General features: G+C 62.9%; 12 protein-coding genes, 1 tRNA gene and 1 pseudogene. All 14 read left to right on the forward strand.

Features of this window, described 5'->3' with window-relative positions; translation table 11 throughout:
• Positions 1-225, forward strand: a 225-nt coding sequence (locus AC1DKR_RS20870; protein WP_478031789.1) for an EF-Tu C-terminal domain-related protein, incomplete at its 5' end; no start/stop codon positions are given.
• A gap of 101 nt (positions 226-326) precedes the next feature.
• Positions 327-402: transfer RNA gene (locus tag AC1DKR_RS20875), tRNA-Trp, on the forward strand.
• Between the two features lie 48 nt (positions 403-450).
• Positions 451-864 (forward strand): preprotein translocase subunit SecE, encoded by a 414-nt coding sequence (secE, locus tag AC1DKR_RS20880; protein ID WP_100463179.1) that lies wholly within the window; start codon positions 451-453, stop codon positions 862-864.
• A 10-nt stretch (positions 865-874) separates the two neighbouring features.
• A complete protein-coding gene (gene nusG / locus AC1DKR_RS20885; RefSeq protein ID WP_025879350.1) occupies positions 875-1,435 on the forward strand; it encodes a transcription termination/antitermination protein NusG in 561 nt (186 codons plus the stop codon).
• Positions 1,436-1,631: 196 nt separating this feature from the next.
• Positions 1,632-2,060: a 50S ribosomal protein L11 gene (rplK, locus tag AC1DKR_RS20890; protein ID WP_004145248.1), complete on the forward strand. Its 429-nt coding sequence runs from the start codon at positions 1,632-1,634 to the stop codon at positions 2,058-2,060.
• A 4-nt stretch (positions 2,061-2,064) separates the two neighbouring features.
• Positions 2,065-2,763, forward strand: coding sequence for a 50S ribosomal protein L1 (gene rplA, locus AC1DKR_RS20895; RefSeq protein WP_089238989.1), 699 nt, complete (start codon positions 2,065-2,067; stop codon positions 2,761-2,763).
• A gap of 387 nt (positions 2,764-3,150) precedes the next feature.
• Positions 3,151-3,687 (forward strand): 50S ribosomal protein L10, encoded by a 537-nt coding sequence (gene rplJ, locus AC1DKR_RS20900; RefSeq protein ID WP_223494313.1) that lies wholly within the window; start codon positions 3,151-3,153, stop codon positions 3,685-3,687.
• Between the two features lie 63 nt (positions 3,688-3,750).
• Positions 3,751-4,116, forward strand: coding sequence for a 50S ribosomal protein L7/L12 (gene rplL / locus AC1DKR_RS20905; RefSeq protein ID WP_025879347.1), 366 nt, complete (start codon positions 3,751-3,753; stop codon positions 4,114-4,116).
• Positions 4,117-4,441: 325 nt separating this feature from the next.
• Positions 4,442-8,596: a DNA-directed RNA polymerase subunit beta gene (gene rpoB, locus AC1DKR_RS20910; protein WP_363730010.1), complete on the forward strand. Its 4,155-nt coding sequence runs from the start codon at positions 4,442-4,444 to the stop codon at positions 8,594-8,596.
• Positions 8,597-8,685: 89 nt separating this feature from the next.
• A complete protein-coding gene (gene rpoC / locus AC1DKR_RS20915) occupies positions 8,686-12,927 on the forward strand; it encodes a DNA-directed RNA polymerase subunit beta' (protein ID WP_223494314.1) in 4,242 nt (1,413 codons plus the stop codon).
• Between the two features lie 394 nt (positions 12,928-13,321).
• Positions 13,322-13,696 (forward strand): 30S ribosomal protein S12, encoded by a 375-nt coding sequence (gene rpsL / locus AC1DKR_RS20920; RefSeq protein ID WP_025879344.1) that lies wholly within the window; start codon positions 13,322-13,324, stop codon positions 13,694-13,696.
• Between the two features lie 12 nt (positions 13,697-13,708).
• On the forward strand, positions 13,709-14,176 hold the full coding sequence (rpsG, locus tag AC1DKR_RS20925; RefSeq protein WP_089238997.1) for a 30S ribosomal protein S7: 468 nt from the start codon (positions 13,709-13,711) through the stop codon (positions 14,174-14,176).
• 138 nt (positions 14,177-14,314) lie between these two features.
• Positions 14,315-16,456 carry an elongation factor G gene (gene fusA, locus AC1DKR_RS20930; RefSeq protein ID WP_251472291.1) on the forward strand — a complete coding sequence of 714 codons (2,142 nt, stop codon included), beginning with the start codon at positions 14,315-14,317 and terminating at the stop codon, positions 16,454-16,456.
• A gap of 51 nt (positions 16,457-16,507) precedes the next feature.
• Positions 16,508-17,380, forward strand: a pseudogene (locus AC1DKR_RS20935) (EF-Tu C-terminal domain-related protein); the annotation flags it as partial.

Raw genomic sequence — 17,380 nt, forward strand, 5'->3', positions numbered from 1 at the left:
ACCCCGTTCTTCAAGGGCTACCGTCCGCAGTTCTACTTCCGTACCACCGACATCACCGGTGCGGTCGAGCTGCCGGAAGGCGTCGAGATGGTGATGCCGGGCGACAACATCAAGATGGTTGTCACCCTGATCAACCCGGTCGCCATGGACGCCGGCCTGCGCTTCGCAATCCGCGAAGGTGGCCGTACCGTCGGTGCTGGCGTGGTTGCCACCATCCTCGAGTAAGCCTGCATGCCGGCGGTCGCATAGCGCTGCCGGTCTGGCGAGTGGCGGGCCGGGAACCTCGGTCCGCCTTCGCCGTCTAAGGGAAGGCAAGTTTTCAACGTACGCCAGTAGCTCAATTGGCAGAGCAGCGGTCTCCAAAACCGCAGGTTGGGGGTTCGAGTCCCTCCTGGCGTGCCATCTGCCCACCTTACCGAGCGGCCCTGCCGCTAAAGCAGACACAGCCTGATGAATAGCAAGATCGAACATTCCAAGGACACCTCCGCGCAAGGCGGGGATATCGTCAAGTACGTCCTCGCATCGTTGCTGGTGCTGGCAGGTCTGTTCGTCTGGTTCTGGTTCTCCGCCGATTCCGGTCGCGCCGCCCAGCTGGGCTCGTGGACGGGTCAGCTGCGTGCGTTGGCGGTCGTGGTCGGCCTGGTTGGCGGTATCGGCGTGTTCATGCTGACCGGCAAGGGGCGCGACACCCGCGAATTCCTCTCCGAGTCGCGTTTCGAACTGCGTAAAGTGGTTTGGCCGACCCGCCAGGAAGCCATCCGCATGACCTGGGTGGTGATTGTCGTCGTCCTGATCCTCAGCTTGCTGCTGGGTGGGTTCGACTTCTTCATCCAGAAACTGACTCAGTGGTTCCTGAGCCGCTAAGGAGAAATGCATGAAGCGTTGGTACGTCGTTCACGCCTATTCGGGCTTCGAGAAGTCGGTGGCGCAGGCTCTGCGCGATCGCATCGTCCGTGACGGCATGGAAGAGCGCTTCGGCGACGTCCTGGTTCCGACCGAGGAAGTGATCGAAATGCGCGCCGGCCAGAAGCGCCGTTCCGAGCGCAAGTTCTTCCCGGGTTACGTGCTGGTCCAGATCGAGACCCACGAAGAAGCTGGCATTCCGCGCATCGACAACGAAAGCTGGCATCTGGTCAAGGAAACCCCGCGCGTCATGGGCTTCATCGGCGGAACCGCTGATCGCCCGCTGCCGATCGCCGATTCCGAGGCCGAGGCGATTCTGAACCGTGTCCAGGAAGGCGTCGAGAAGCCGCGTCCGAAGGTGCTGTTCGAGCCGGGCCAGATGGTCCGCGTCACCGAGGGTCCGTTCAACGACTTCAACGGTGTCGTCGAAGAGGTCAACTACGAGAAGAGCCGTCTGCGCGTCTCGGTGCTGATCTTCGGTCGCGCCACTCCGGTCGAACTCGAGTTCGGTCAGGTCGAAAAGGCCGTCTGATCTGTATTCACATGCCGCTTCAGGCATGTGAAGAAAAAACCTGATATGCTGCGCGGCTCCCGTTGGGAAGCTGGCGGGACGAGGCCACCGAAAGGTGGCCTTCGGCATGATTTCAAAACGCGATGCCGGGACGCGTGATTCCCGGTCCGATGGGGAGCCTGTTGTCGCAAGGCGCTAGCACCCGGAGAGTACTCACATGGCAAAGAAAGTTGTCGGTTATATCAAGCTGCAGGTGAAGGCCGGTCAGGCCAACCCCTCGCCGCCGGTCGGTCCTGCGCTGGGTCAGCGCGGCCTGAACATCATGGAATTCTGCAAGGCCTTCAATGCCGCCACGCAGAAGCTCGAGCCGGGTCTGCCGGTTCCGGTGATCATCACGGCCTATTCGGACCGTACGTTCACCTTCATCACCAAGAGCACCCCGGCCACCACCCTGCTGAAGAAGGCCGCTGGCATCTCGTCGGGCTCCAAGCGCCCGAACACCGAGAAGGTCGGCAAGGTCACCCGTAAGCAGCTGGAAGAGATCGCCAAGGCGAAGGAACCGGATCTGACTGCCGCCGACCTGGACGCCGCCGTGCGTACCATCGCTGGCTCTGCCCGTTCCATGGGCCTCGTGGTGGAGGGTTAATCAGATGGCACAGAACAAGCGCGAAAAGGCCATCAAGGCCGCCGTTGTCCCGGGTAAGGCGTATGCCTTCGAGGACGCAATCAACATCCTGAAGACCGCCACCAAGGCCAAGTTCGTCGAGTCGATCGACGTTGCTGTGCGCCTGGGCGTCGACGCGAAGAAGTCCGACCAGCAGGTTCGTGGTTCCACCGTGCTGCCGGCTGGTACCGGCAAGTCGGTCCGCGTCGCTGTCTTCGCTCCGGCCGGTGCCAAGGCTGATGAAGCCCTGGCCGCTGGCGCCGAAGCCGTCGGTATGGACGACCTGGCCGAGAAGATGCAGGCCGGCGATCTGAACTACGACGTCGTGATCGCGACCCCGGACGCAATGCGCGTCGTCGGCAAGCTGGGTACCGTGCTGGGCCCGCGCGGCCTGATGCCGAACCCGAAGGTCGGCACCGTCTCCCCGAACCCGGGTGAGGCTGTGAAGAATGCCAAGTCGGGTCAGGTGCGTTACCGCACCGACAAGGCCGGCATCATCCACTGCACCATCGGCAAGGCCGACTTCGCCGAAGACGCGCTGAAGTCGAACCTGACCGCGCTGCTGCTGGACCTGATCAAGGCCAAGCCGGCTACCTCGAAGGGCCTGTACCTGCAGAAGGTGTCGGTCAGCTCGACGATGGGCCCGGGCGTCACCGTCGACCAGTCGTCGCTGTCGCTGAAGTAATTGTTTGAGACGGTCACGGGTCCCTCGGGCTCCGTGACCGTGACATTTGAAGGCATCGCCGGCAACCCATCGCCGGTGGTAGCCGTCAAAGACCGCAGGTGCGGTCGTGGCATGTCGGCGACGGGCACGGAAGCTCGAATTGGCAGGGAGTCGCCGCCGAAGCAGCCATGACCGCTTAATCGATTCCCCGGAATCACCCTGCGTAGATGGTGCCCTTCTGGAGTTTTTCTGGTTCACGCACGTCTGGGATTTCCCAGGTTGGCCCACTCCAGGTCTAGAACGGCCCACCCCCGGAACATCATTCCGATGTTCCCGGCGTCCAGGACGGATGCTGCACAGGACCGCACACGGCAGGAGCCGTAAGCGGAGTTCAATTGGAGGAGTGCAATGGCTCTCAATCTGTCCCAGAAGCAAGAAGTAGTCGCGGAGCTGGCAGAAATTGCTGGTAAGGCACACTCCTTGATCGCAGCCGAATACGCTGGCACCACGGTCGCTCAGATGACCGCGATGCGTAAGCAGGCGCGTGAAACCGGCGTTTTCTTGAAAGTTGTCAAGAACACCCTGGCGTCGCGTGCTGTTGAAGGCACCGAGTTCGCAGTCGCACAGGACCAGATGGTTGGTCCGCTGCTGTACGCGTTCTCGCTCGAGGAGCCCGGTGCTGCCGGTCGCCTGATCAAGGATGCCGCCAAGGGCAACGACAAGCTGAAGGCCAAGGTCGTCGCAATCGGTGGTGAAGTGTTCCCGGCAAGCCATGTCGACGTGTTGGCCTCGCTGCCGACCCGCGACCAGGCCCTGGCAATGCTGGCCCGCGTCCTAACCGAGCCGGTCACGATGTTCGCCCGCGCCATCAAGGCAATCGGCGACAAGCAGAATGGTGGCGACGTCGCCGCCGACGCTGCTGAACCGGCCGCCGAGACCGCCTGAGTTTCGACTAATCGTGGTTCCTGACGGAACCTCAATCCAGAAAAACATCCAAAGGTAATTATCATGTCCCTTACCAACGAACAGATCGTCGACGCCATCGCCGAGAAGTCCCTGATGGAAGTGATGGAGCTGGTCAAGGCCATCGAAGAGAAGTTCGGCGTCTCCGCCGCTGCTCCGGTCGCCGCTGCTGTGGCTGGCCCGGCTGCCGTCGTTGAAGAGCAGACCGAATTCGTCGTCACCCTGAAGACCGCTGGCGACAAGAAGGTCGAAGTCATCAAGGCCGTCCGCGCCATCACCGGCCTGGGCCTGAAGGAAGCGAAGGACCTGGCCGAAGCCGGCGGCGTCCTGAAGGACAACGCTTCGAAGGACGAAGCCGAGAAGATGAAGAAGGACCTGGAAGCTGCTGGCGCGACTGTCGAAGTCAAGTAAGCACTTCCTTTGCGTCGCCATCGAAATCCGGCGATGCAGCCAAGGCTGGGGGCGTAAGCCCCCGGCCTTTGGTCGTTGTTGTAGGGCCGGCCAATCGTGGCGCGGTTCTACGGAAATACGGTGAAAAGCCCAACACGGGCTGCGGTCAAACCCTGGTCGGCCAGCGCTACGCGCGGCGGCGGGGGAGTGGATGCAGACGAGTTGGCAGTTGGAAGTAGCGGGAGAAGGCGTGCTGGTGCCGGCAATACCAGCGACTTCCAACTGACAATTTCAAGTTCCCTTCGGGTCGTGGGCGCACGACTCGCACAACAAGGTGGAAGACCTCATGACGTCCTATTCGTTCACCGAAAAAAAGCGTATCCGCAAGGATTTCGGCAAGCAGCGTTCGATTCTCGAAGTGCCGTTCCTGCTCGCCATCCAGGTGGATTCCTACCGTGAATTCCTGCAGGAAAACGTCGATCCGGCCAAGCGCACGGACCACGGCCTGCACGCTGCACTGAAGTCGGTCTTCCCGATCGCCAGCTACAGCGGCAATGCCGCCCTGGAATACGTCGGCTACAAGCTGGGCGATCCGGTCTTCGACGAGCGTGAGTGCCGTCAGCGTGGCATGAGCTACGGTGCGCCGCTGCGCGTGACCGTGCGCCTGGTGATCTACGACCGCGAGTCGTCGACCAAGGCCATCAAGTACGTGAAGGAGCAGGAGGTCTACCTCGGCGAAATCCCGCTGATGACCGACAACGGCACCTTCATCGTCAACGGCACCGAGCGCGTCATCGTCTCGCAGCTGCACCGCTCGCCGGGCGTGTTCTTCGACCACGACCGTGGCAAGACCCACAGCTCGGGCAAGCTGCTGTACAGCGCCCGCATCATTCCTTACCGCGGCTCCTGGCTGGACTTCGAGTTCGACCCGAAGGACGCGCTGTTCACCCGTATCGACCGTCGCCGCAAGCTGCCGGTGTCCATCCTGCTGCGTGCGCTGGGCTACAGCAACGAAGAGATGCTGGCCGAGTTCTTCGAGATCAACACCTTCCACATCAACCCGGATGAAGGCGTCCAGCTGGAGCTGGTGCCGGAGCGCCTGCGCGGCGAAACCCTGGGCTTCGACCTCGCCGACGGCGATAAGGTCATCGTGGAAGCCGGCAAGCGCATCACCGCGCGCCACATCAAGCAGCTGGAAGCCTCGGGCATCGCCGCCCTGGCCGTGCCGGACGACTACATCGTCGGCCGCATCCTGTCGCACGACGTGGTCGATGCCTCGACTGGCGAACTGCTGGCCCAGGCCAACGACGAAATCACCGACGAGCAGCTGCAGGCCTTCCGCAAGGCCGGTGTCGATGCCGTGGGCACCCTGTGGGTGAACGATCTGGATCGTGGCCCGTACCTGTCCAACACCCTGCGCATCGATCCGACCAAGACCCAGCTGGAAGCCCTGGTCGAGATCTACCGCATGATGCGTCCGGGCGAGCCGCCGACCAAGGATGCCGCGCAGAACCTGTTCCACAACCTGTTCTTCACCTTCGAGCGCTACGACCTGTCGGCCGTCGGTCGCATGAAGTTCAACCGTCGCGTGGGCCGCAAGGAAACCACCGGCGAAGCGGTGCTGTACGACCGCAAGTACTACGGCGAGCGCAACGACGAAGAGTCCAAGCGCCTGGTTGCCGCCCACGGCGACAGCTCGGACATCCTGGACGTGATCAAGGTCCTGACGGAGATCCGTAACGGTCGCGGCGTGGTCGATGACATCGATCACCTGGGCAACCGTCGCGTGCGTTCGGTCGGTGAAATGGCCGAGAACGTGTTCCGCGTGGGCCTGGTCCGCGTCGAGCGCGCGGTCAAGGAACGCCTGTCGATGGCAGAGTCGGAAGGCCTGACCCCGCAGGAGCTGATCAACGCCAAGCCGGTGGCTGCGGCGATCAAGGAATTCTTCGGCTCCTCGCAGCTGTCGCAGTTCATGGATCAGAACAACCCGCTGTCGGAAGTCACGCACAAGCGCCGCGTCTCGGCCCTGGGCCCGGGCGGCCTGACCCGTGAGCGCGCCGGCTTCGAAGTGCGCGACGTGCACCCGACCCATTACGGCCGCGTCTGCACCATCGAAACCCCGGAAGGCCCGAACATCGGCCTGATCAACTCGCTGGCCGTGTACGCCCGCACCAACCAGTACGGCTTCCTCGAGACCCCGTACCGCAAGGTCGTGGACGGCAAGGTCTTCGACGAAGTCGAGTTCCTGTCGGCCATCGAAGAGAACGAGTACGTCATCGCCCAGGCAAACGCCCTGACCGATGCCAACAGCGTGCTGACCGAGCAGTTCGTTCCCTGCCGTTACCAGGGCGAATCGCTGCTGAAGCCGCCGGCGGAAGTCCACTTCATGGACGTCTCGCCGATGCAGACCGTGTCGATCGCGGCTGCGCTGGTTCCGTTCCTGGAGCACGATGACGCCAACCGCGCACTGATGGGCGCGAACATGCAGCGTCAGGCCGTGCCGACCCTGCGTGCGCAGAAGCCGCTGGTCGGTACCGGCATCGAGCGCGCCGTGGCGCGTGACTCGGGTGTGACCGTGAACGCCCGTCGTGGTGGCGAGATCGTGCAGATCGACGCCGCCCGCATCGTGGTCAAGGTCAACGAAGCCGAGATCACCGATGCGTCCGATGCCGGCGTCGACATCTACAACCTGATCAAGTACACCCGTTCCAACCAGAACACCTGCATCAACCAGCGTCCGCTGGTGGAAGTGGGCAACGTGGTGGCGCGTGGCGACGTGCTGGCCGATGGTCCGTCCACCGACATCGGTGAACTGGCCCTGGGCCAGAACATGCTGATCGCCTTCATGCCGTGGAACGGCTACAACTTCGAAGACTCCATCCTGCTCTCCGAGCGCGTGGTGGAAGAGGATCGCTACACCACGATCCACATCGAAGAGCTGACCTGCGTTGCGCGTGACACCAAGCTGGGGCCGGAGGAAATCTCGGCCGACATCCCGAACGTTTCCGAGCAGGCGCTGAACCGCCTGGACGAGAGCGGCGTGGTGTACATCGGTGCCGAAGTCCGCGCCGGCGACATCATGGTCGGCAAGGTCACCCCGAAGGGCGAAAGCCAGCTGACCCCGGAAGAGAAGCTGCTGCGCGCGATCTTCGGTGAGAAGGCTTCGGACGTGAAGGACAGCTCGCTGCGCGTGCCGCCGGGCATGGACGGCACCGTCATCGACGTGCAGGTCTTCACCCGCGACGGCATCGAGAAGGACAAGCGCGCCCGTCAGATCGAAGAGTCTGAAATCAAGCGCGTCAAGAAGGACTTCGACGACCAGTTCCGCATCCTGGAAGCAGCCATCTATGCCCGTCTGCGTTCGCAGATCGTCGGCAAGGTGGTCAACGGCGGCGCCGGCCTGAAGAAGGGCGACGTTGTCTCCGACGCCTACCTGGATGGCCTGAAGAAGGCCGACTGGTTCGTGCTGCGCATGAAGGACGAGGACGCTGCCGAAGCCATCGAACGCGCACAGAAGCAGATCCAGGCGCACGAGAAGGAATTCGAGCGTCGCTTCGCCGACAAGCGCGGCAAGATCACCGCGGGCGACGATCTGGCTCCGGGCGTGCTGAAGATGGTCAAGGTGTTCCTGGCCGTGAAGCGCCGCATCCAGCCGGGCGACAAGATGGCAGGCCGCCACGGCAACAAGGGTGTGGTCTCCAACGTGGTGCCGGTCGAGGACATGCCGTACATGGCCTCGGGCGAAACCGTGGACATCGTGCTGAACCCGCTGGGCGTGCCGTCGCGTATGAACATCGGGCAGATCCTGGAAGTGCACCTGGGCTGGGCCGCCAAGGGTCTGGGTCGCAAGATCCAGGCAATGCTGGAAGCCCAGGCCGCGGTCGCCGACCTGCGCAAGTTCCTGGACGACATCTACAACCACGATGACACCAACGTGGCCAACCGTGTCGACCTGTCGCAGTTCAGCGACGAGGAACTGCTGCGCCTGGCCCGCAACCTGTTCGACGGCGTGCCGATGGCAACGCCGGTGTTCGACGGTGCCACCGAAGCGGAAATCAAGCGCATGCTGGAACTGGCCGACCTGCCGAGCAGTGGCCAGACCCAGCTGTATGACGGCCGCACCGGTGAAGCCTTCGATCGCCACACCACCGTTGGCTACATGCACTACCTGAAGCTGAACCACCTGGTCGACGACAAGATGCACGCCCGTTCGACCGGTCCGTACTCGCTCGTCACCCAGCAGCCGCTGGGCGGCAAGGCGCAGTTCGGCGGCCAGCGCTTCGGTGAAATGGAAGTCTGGGCGCTGGAAGCCTACGGCGCGGCCTACACCCTGCAGGAAATGCTGACGGTGAAGTCCGATGACGTGCAGGGCCGCAACCAGATGTACAAGAACATCGTCGACGGTGAGCACGAGATGGTCGCGGGCATGCCGGAATCCTTCAACGTCCTGGTGAAGGAAATCCGCTCGCTGGCCATCAACATGGAACTGGAAGACAACTGATCCATGCCGGCGCGGCGGCCMCCGCCGCCGCGCCGCTGGCAGTCAACTGAAAGCCCATCGACACAGCATTCCTCCTTCTGGAGAACACCATGAAAGACCTGCTCAACCTCTTCAACCAGCAGCGCCAGACGCTGGACTTCGACGCGATCAAGATCGCGCTGGCTTCGCCGGACCTGATCCGTTCGTGGTCCTTCGGCGAAGTGAAGAAGCCGGAAACCATCAACTACCGTACCTTCAAGCCGGAACGTGACGGCCTGTTCTGCGCCGCCATCTTCGGACCGGTCAAGGACTACGAGTGCCTGTGCGGCAAGTACAAGCGCATGAAGCACCGCGGCGTGGTCTGCGAGAAGTGCGGCACCGAAGTGACCCTGGCCAAGGTGCGTCGCGAGCGCATGGGCCACATCGACCTGGCCTCGCCGGTCGCGCACATCTGGTTCCTGAAGTCGCTGCCGTCGCGCATCGGCCTGATGCTGGACATGACCCTGCGCGATATCGAGCGCGTGCTGTACTTCGAAGCCTACGTGGTGACCGAGCCGGGCCTGACCGCCCTGGAGCGCCGCCAGCTGCTGACCGAAGAACAGTACCTGCAGGCCCGCCAGGAGCATGGCGACGACTTCGACGCCGCCATGGGCGCCGAGGCCGTGTACGAACTGCTGCGCACCATCGACCTGCAGTCGGAAATGACCCGCCTGCGCGAAGAGATCGCCAGCACCGGTTCGGAAACCAAGCTCAAGCGACTGACCAAGCGCATCAAGCTGATCGAAGCCTTCCTGGAATCGGGCAACCGTCCGGAGTGGATGGTCATGACCGTGCTGCCGGTGCTGCCGCCGGACCTGCGTCCGCTGGTTCCGCTTGATGGTGGCCGCTTCGCGACCTCCGATCTGAACGACCTGTACCGCCGCGTCATCAACCGCAACAACCGCCTGCGCCGCCTGCTCGAACTGAGCGCGCCGGACATCATCGTGCGCAATGAAAAGCGCATGCTGCAGGAATCGGTCGATGCGCTGCTGGACAACGGTCGTCGCGGCCGTGCCATCACCGGCACCAACAAGCGCCCGCTGAAGTCGCTGGCCGACATGATCAAGGGCAAGCAGGGTCGCTTCCGTCAGAACCTGCTCGGCAAGCGCGTGGACTACTCGGGCCGTTCGGTCATCGTGGTCGGTCCGTACCTGCGCCTGCACCAGTGCGGCCTGCCGAAGAAGATGGCGCTTGAGCTGTTCAAGCCGTTCGTCTTCGCCAAGCTGCAGCGTCGTGGCCTGGCCACCACCATCAAGGCCGCCAAGAAGCTGGTCGAGCGCGAAGAAGCCGAAGTCTGGGACATCCTGGAAGAGGTCATCCGCGAACATCCGGTGATGCTGAACCGTGCGCCGACCCTGCACCGTCTGGGCATCCAGGCGTTCGAGCCGGTGCTGATCGAAGGCAAGGCCATCCAGCTGCACCCGCTGGTCTGCACTGCGTTCAACGCCGACTTCGACGGTGACCAGATGGCCGTCCACGTGCCGCTCTCGCTGGAAGCCCAGCTGGAAGCGCGTGCGCTGATGATGTCCACCAACAACATCCTGTCGCCGGCCAACGGCGAGCCGATCATCGTGCCGTCGCAGGACGTCGTGCTGGGTCTGTACTACATGACCCGCTCGCTGGAAAACAAGAAGGGCGAGGGCATGGCCTTCGCCAACATCGCCGAAGTCAAGCGCGCCTACGACAACCGCGTGGTGGAACTGCATGCGCGCGTCAAGGTCCGCATCACCGAGGTGGTGACCGACGAGGAGGGCAACAAGCAGAGCAAGACCTCGATCGTGGATACCACCATCGGTCGCGCCCTGCTGGCTGAAATCCTGCCGGAAGGCCTGCCGTTCGCGCTGGCCAACACCGAGCTGACCAAGAAGAACATCAGCCGCCTGATCAACTCCAGCTACCGCCAGCTGGGTCTGAAGGACACGGTCGTGTTCGCCGACAAGCTGATGTACACCGGCTTCGCCTACGCGACCCGTGCCGGCGTCTCGATCGGCATCGACGACATGCTGATCCCGGACGAGAAGAAGGGCATCCTCACCGAGGCCGAAGCCGAAGTGCTGGAAATCCAGGAGCAGTACCAGTCGGGTCTGGTCACCGCCGGCGAGCGCTACAACAAGGTGGTCGACATCTGGTCGCGCACCAATGAGCGCATCGCCAAGGCGATGATGGACACCATCGGTACCGAGAAGGTCATCAATGCCAAGGGCGAGACCATCGACCAGAAGTCGATGAACTCCCTGTACATCATGGCCGACTCCGGTGCACGAGGCAGCCAGGCGCAGATCCGTCAGCTGGCCGGCATGCGTGGCCTGATGGCCCGTCCCGATGGCTCGATCATCGAGACGCCCATCAAGGCGAACTTCCGCGAAGGCCTGAACGTGCAGGAGTACTTCAACTCCACCCACGGTGCCCGTAAGGGTCTGGCCGATACCGCGCTGAAGACGGCGAACTCGGGTTACCTGACCCGTCGTCTGGTCGACGTGGCGCAGGACGTGGTGATCACCGAGGTGGACTGCGGTACCTCCGAAGGCCTGATCATGACCCCGATCGTTGAAGGCGGCGACGTGGTCGAGCCGTTGAAGGATCGCGTGCTGGGTCGCGTGGTTGCCGAGGACGTGTTCCTGCCGGGCAACGACGAAGATCCGATCGTCACCCGCAACACCCTGCTCGACGAAGCATGGGTCGCCAAGCTTGAAGAGGCCAGCGTGCAGACCATCAAGGTCCGCTCGACGATCTCCTGCGAATCGGCCTTCGGCGTCTGCGCTCGCTGCTACGGCCGCGATCTGGCCCGTGGCCACCTGGTCAACATCGGTGAAGCGGTCGGCGTCATCGCCGCGCAGTCCATCGGTGAGCCGGGTACCCAGCTGACCATGCGTACGTTCCACATCGGTGGTGCGGCATCGCGAGCTGCTGCGGTCGACAACATCACCGTCAAGACCACCGGCTCGGTCAAGTTCAGCAACCTCAAGTCGGTTGCCCATGCCAACGGCTCGCTGGTCGCGGTGTCGCGCTCGGGTGAAATGTCGGTGCTCGATGCGCACGGCCGTGAGCGTGAGCGTTACAAGCTGCCGTACGGTGCGACCATCACCTCCAAGGACGGTGATGCGGTCAAGGCTGGCCAGACCGTGGCCAACTGGGATCCGCATAACCATCCGATCGTTTCGGAAGTGGCCGGTTTCATCCGCTTCATCGACTTCGTCGACGGCATTACCGTCATCGAGAAGACCGATGAGCTGACCGGCCTGGCGTCGCGCGAAATCACCGACCCGAAGCGCCGCGGCGCCCAGGCGAAGGATCTGCGCCCGATCGTCCGCATCGTCGATGGCAAGGGCAACGACCTGTCGATTCCGGGCACCGACCTGCCGGCGCAGTACCTGCTGCCGCCGCGCTCGATCGTCAACCTGCAGGACGGCGCTGCCGTCGGCGTGGGTGACGTGGTTGCCAAGATCCCGCAGGAAGCGTCCAAGACCCGCGACATCACCGGTGGTCTGCCGCGCGTGGCCGATCTGTTCGAAGCGCGCAAGCCGAAGGATCCGGCGGTGCTGGCCGAGCGTTCGGGCATCATCAGCTTCGGCAAGGACACCAAGGGCAAGCAGCGCCTGATCATCAAGGACACCGATGGTTCGGAACACGAAGAGCTGATTCCGAAGTACCGTCAGGTCATCGTGTTCGAAGGTGAGCACGTGACCAAGGGCGAAACCATCGTCGACGGCGAGCCGAGCCCGCAGGACATCCTGCGTCTGCTGGGTGTCGAGCCGCTGGCCGCCTACCTGGTCAAGGAAATCCAGGACGTGTACCGCCTGCAGGGCGTGAAGATCAACGACAAGCACATCGAGGTGATCACCCGCCAGATGCTGCGCAAGGTCGAGATCACCGATCAGGGCAGCAGCAAGTTCCTGAACGGCGAACAGGTCGAGCGCCAGCGCGTCATCGAGGAAAATGCACGCCTGACCACCCGCAACGAGCTGATTGCTCGCTTCGATCCGGTCCTGCTGGGCATCACCAAGGCATCGCTGGCTACCGAATCGTTCATCTCGGCTGCTTCCTTCCAGGAAACCACCCGCGTGCTGACCGAGGCTGCCGTCCGCGGCACCAAGGACAACCTGCGCGGCCTGAAGGAAAACGTGATCGTCGGCCGTCTGATTCCGGCCGGTACCGGTCTGACCTACCACGCCAACCGCCGCCGCAATGCGAGCGGGCTGACGGACTCGGAAATGCAGACCCTGGCCGGCACCCCGGCAGCTGCAGCCGCCGTGGCCGTGGCAGCACCGGAAGTGGTGGTGGAGTCGACCGACGCCGAGCAGGCCGAGGATTGATCGGCCGGTCCGGCTCAGGCCGGACCTCGATCGGGCAGGGGGCGGCCATCGGCCGGTCCCTGCTTCATGGTCCGGCTCCGTGCCGGACACGTATCACGCAGGACCCGCTTCGGCGGGATCTGCACTCGAGGGCCCAGGCCGCTGGTCTGTTCGCCGTCGATGAGGTAGGATGCCGCCCCGGCCCAGCGATGGGTCGGGCGACAACCTGAACGGGGGGCATGGAGAAGGCTCCCCTGTAACGGCCCAGGATCAGGGCTGGCTTGGCGTGTGCGCATTTGACCGCGTTTTCGCCAGGTTGCTACAATCGTCTGTCTCAGCAGGCCGGTCTTTCGCCTGCTCGCACATATCCGCATTCATGGCCGGTTTTTTCGGCCTCTCTCAGAAGAACATACTGATGGCGACGATCAATCAGCTTGTCCGCAAGCCGCGGCAGGCAACCACTTATAAGAGCGCCTCGCCGGCTCTCGAAAAGTGCCCCCAGCGCCGTGGCGTCTGCACGCGCGTTTACACCACTACTCCGAAGAAGCCGAACTCGGCCCTTCGCAAGGTTGCCAAGGTTCGCCTGACCAACCAGGAAGAAGTGATTTCCTACATCGGCGGTGAAGGCCACAACCTGCAGGAGCACTCCGTGGTCCTGATCCGTGGCGGTCGCGTCAAGGATCTGCCGGGTGTGCGTTACCACACCGTTCGTGGTTCGCTCGACGCCTCCGGCGTTGCCAAGCGTCGCCAGGGCCGTTCCAAGTACGGCGCCAAGCGTCCGAAGAGCTAAGGGAAAGCACACATGTCTCGTAAAGGTAATACGCCGCAGCGCGCAGTCCTGCCGGATCCGAAGCACGGAAGCGAAACCATCGCCCGTTTCATCAACATGGTGATGCTGAGCGGCAAGAAGTCGGTCGCTGAAAAGATCGTCTATGGCGCCATGGACGTGATCGGTGAGAAGAACCCGAATTCCGTCGAGCTGGTTCAGAAGGCTCTGGAAAACGTGGCTCCGTCGGTCGAAGTCAAGTCCCGCCGTGTCGGTGGTGCCACCTATCAGGTGCCGGTCGAAGTGCGCGCCTCGCGCAAGATGGCCCTGGCCATGCGTTGGCTGATCGACTCCGCGCGCAAGCGTGGTGAGAACACCATGCCGAAGAAGCTGGCCGCTGAACTGATCGACGCTGCGGAAAACCGTGGCGGCGCCATCAAGAAGCGCGAAGAAACCCACCGCATGGCCGAAGCCAACAAGGCATTCGCCCACTACCGCTGGTGAGTTTGACGGCCTTGTAAAACAGGCAGGGCAGCACCATCTCGGTGCTGCCTCGCGGCCCCAGAAGGGCTGCGCCAATCCGAAGGCCGCCGAAAGGCGGCGTTCGGCCATCCGAAATCCAAGAAATCTGAGAGGCTCCCCGTGGCCCGTTCCACTCCCATCGAGCGTTACCGCAATTTCGGCATCATGGCTCACATCGATGCCGGCAAGACCACCACGTCCGAGCGCATCCTGTTCTACACCGGCAAGAGCCACAAGATCGGTGAAGTGCATGACGGCGCCGCCACCATGGACTGGATGGAGCAGGAGCAGGAGCGTGGCATCACGATCCAGTCCGCTGCGACCACCGCGTTCTGGAAGGGCATGGACAAGTCCCTGCCGGAGCACCGCTTCAACATCATCGACACCCCCGGGCACGTCGACTTCACCATCGAAGTGGAGCGCTCGCTGCGCGTGCTCGACGGTGCCGTCTTCGTGCTGTGTGCCGTCGGTGGCGTGCAGCCGCAGTCGGAAACCGTGTGGCGCCAGGCCAACCGTTACAAGGTGCCGCGCATCGCGTTCGTCAACAAGATGGACCGTACCGGTGCCAACTTCAGCAAGGTCGTTGGCCAGCTGAAGGCGAAGCTGGGTGCCAAGGCCGTTCCGATGCAGCTGCCGATCGGCGCTGAGGAAGGCTTCAAGGGCGTCGTCGATCTGCTGAAGATGAAGGCCATCCATTGGGATGAAGCTTCGCAGGGCATGAAGTTCGAGTACAGCGATGTGCCGGCCGACCTGCTGGCTGAAGCAACCGAAGCCCGTACCTTCATGATCGAAGCGGCTGCCGAAGCCAGCGAAGAGCTGATGGACAAGTACCTGGGCGGCGATGAGCTGACCGAGGCCGAGATCATCGAAGCCCTGCGCGTGCGCACCCTGGCGACCGACATCGTGCCGATGTACTGCGGCTCGGCGTTCAAGAACAAGGGCGTGCAGGCCATGCTGGACGGCGTGATCCAGCTGCTGCCGTCGCCGATCGACGTGCCGGACGTGACCGGTACCGACGTTGACGATGAAACCAAGGAAATGAGCCGCAAGTCTGACGACAAGGCTCCCTTCTCGGCCCTGGCCTTCAAGATCATCACCGATCCGTTCGTCGGCGCGCTGACCTTCTTCCGTGTCTACTCGGGCACGTTGAATGCAGGCGACCAGCTGCTGAACTCGGTGAAGGGCAAGAAGGAGCGCATCGGCCGTATCCTGCAGATGCACTCCAACAACCGCGAAGAAATCAAGGAAGTGCTGGCAGGCGACATCGCCGCTGCCGTGGGCCTGAAGGACACCACCACGGGTGACACCCTGTGCTCCATGGATCAGCCGATCATCCTCGAGCGCATGGTGTTCCCGGAGCCGGTCATCTCGATGGCCGTCGAGCCGAAGACCAAGTCCGACCAGGAAAAGATGGGTCTGGCACTGGGTCGTCTGGCGCAGGAAGATCCGTCGTTCCGCGTCAAGACCGACGAAGAATCCGGCCAGACCATCATCTCGGGCATGGGCGAGCTGCACCTGGACATCATCGTTGACCGCATGAAGCGCGAGTTCAACGTTGAAGCCAACGTCGGCAAGCCGCAGGTGGCTTACCGCGAAACGATCACCATGTCGGACGTGAAGTCGGACTACAAGCACGCCAAGCAGTCCGGTGGTAAGGGTCAGTACGGTCACGTCGTGATCGAGCTGTCGCCGATCACCGATGCCGATCGTGCAGATCCGAAGATCGCCGCTGGCATCAAGGACGACTTCCTGTTCATCAATGACATCACCGGTGGCGTGATTCCGAAGGAATTCATCCCGTCGATCGAAAAGGGCCTGCGCGAAACCATTACCAGCGGTCCGCTGGCTGGCTTCCCGGTCGTGGACGTCAAGGTGAAGCTGGTGTTCGGCTCGTACCACGACGTCGACTCCTCGGAAATGGCGTTCAAGCTCGCTTCCTCGATGGCCTTCAAGGAAGGCTTCCGCAAGGCCAAGCCGGTCCTGCTGGAGCCGATCATGAAGGTCGAGATCGTGACCCCGGAGGATTACCAGGGTGACGTGATGGGCGACGTCAGCCGTCGTCGTGGCGTTCTGCAGGGTTCTGATACCACCGGTGACGGTTCGGCCAGCATCATCAACGCGATGATCCCGCTGGGCGAAATGTTTGGCTACGCGACCTCGCTGCGTTCGCAGACCCAGGGCCGCGCCACCTTCACGATGGAATTTGACCACTACGAGCCGGCGCCGAACAACATCGCCGACGAAGTCATGAAGAAGGCCTGAGCGTAACGCTCAGGTCCTCCAAACCACTTACGAACTAAAAGGTAGAACGAAATGGCAAAGGGTAAGTTCGAGCGCACCAAGCCGCACGTCAACGTCGGCACCATCGGTCACGTCGATCACGGCAAGACCACGCTGACCGCCGCACTGACCAAGATCGGTGCCGAGCGCTTCGGTGGCGAGTTCAAGGATTACTCCGCGATCGACGCCGCGCCGGAAGAAAAGGCACGTGGCATCACGATCTCGACCGCGCACGTCGAATACGAATCCACCGTTCGTCACTACGCCCACGTCGATTGCCCGGGCCATGCTGACCCCGATCATCTCGGGTTCGGCCCGCCTGGCGCTGGAAGGCGACCAGAGCGACATCGGCGTGCCGGCCGTCATCAAGCTGGTCGAGGCGCTGGACACCTGGATCCCGACCCCGGAGCGTGACGTCGACAAGGCATTCCTGATGCCGGTCGAAGACGTGTTCTCGATCTCGGGCCGCGGCACCGTGGTGACCGGTCGTATCGAGCGCGGCGTGATCAAGGTCGGCGAAGAAATCGAAATCGTCGGCATCCGTCCGGTGCAGAAGACCACCGTGACCGGCGTGGAAATGTTCCGCAAGCTGCTGGACCAGGGYCAGGCRGGCGACAACGCCGGTCTGCTGCTGCGYGGCACCAAGCGTGACGACGTCGAGCGTGGCCAGGTYCTGGCCAAGCCGGGTTCGATCAAGCCGCACACCAAGTTCGACGCCGAAGTCTACGTCCTGTCGAAGGAYGAAGGYGGCCGTCACACCCCGTTCTTCAAGGGCTACCGTCCGCAGTTCTACTTCCGTACCACCGACATCACCGGTGCGGTCGAGCTGCCGGAAGGCGTCGAGATGGTGATGCCGGGCGACAACATCAAGATGGTTGTCACCCTGATCAACCCGGTCGCCATGGA

It is taken from the genome of Stenotrophomonas sp. 01N47 (genome assembly GCF_056399165.1).